Source organism: Furfurilactobacillus entadae, from assembly GCF_045862745.1.
Lineage (GTDB): Bacteria > Bacillota > Bacilli > Lactobacillales > Lactobacillaceae > Furfurilactobacillus > Furfurilactobacillus entadae.
The window spans coordinates 1-666 of the sequence record NZ_BQXN01000054.1; the positions used below are offsets into that span (position 1 = coordinate 1).

General features: G+C 50.6%; 2 protein-coding genes. Both read right to left on the reverse strand.

Translation table 11 applies throughout. The features are described from left to right. The coding region (locus tag ACKTR5_RS11710) for a GH25 family lysozyme (protein WP_407881687.1) at positions 1-377 on the reverse strand (377 nt) is incomplete at its 3' end. Then, the coding region (locus ACKTR5_RS11715; RefSeq protein WP_407881689.1) for a hypothetical protein at positions 370-666 on the reverse strand (297 nt) is incomplete at its 5' end. The genes ACKTR5_RS11715 and ACKTR5_RS11710, both read right to left, overlap by 8 nt.

The window sequence follows — 666 nt, forward strand, 5'->3', positions numbered from 1 at the left end:
GTTGCTTTGCTCATGTAGATCATTGGGCTGGCTCCCGTTAAGCGAGCCACTTCATCCAACCATTGTGAGGCCCAGGCGGGCCCTAAATTAATCGCGTCAGCTTCCCAATCAAGCATGGGTAAGGCGTGCTCATCCAGCAAATAGTTCTTAACGTTGTCGACGAAGAACCGTGCTTGTGTCACGGCGTCCGTCCCTGGTTCAGCGAAATGATACAACCCAATCCGCTTACCGGCCGCTTTAGCGCTGGCATATTGTGCGTTACAGGCGGGATTGACATAGTTTGTGCCATCCGTGGCCTTAATAATGACGACGTCACTAGGAACTTGCGTTAAATCAATGCCGTCTTGATAGCTGGCTACATCAATTACATTAAGCATTTGTGCCTCCTTGTGGTTTCCGCATATCAGGAACCACCGCTTTAACAGCTGACTTAGGCGTTACTTTATCCACCACCGGTTGCACAACATTGGTCTGTGAGCCACTAGATACGCTAGTTGTCGGTGCGACTTGTTTCAACAGCCCGTTTTGCTTAGCTGTGGCGTAACCCTGTTGTATAATGGCGTCCACTTGTTGCACACTAAAGTACTTGCTCAACCCGTTAGCGGCGAGCCGCTTTTGCAGGTCGTTCATGGCCGTCGCCTTTTGCGCTGACCCATCACCTATGAA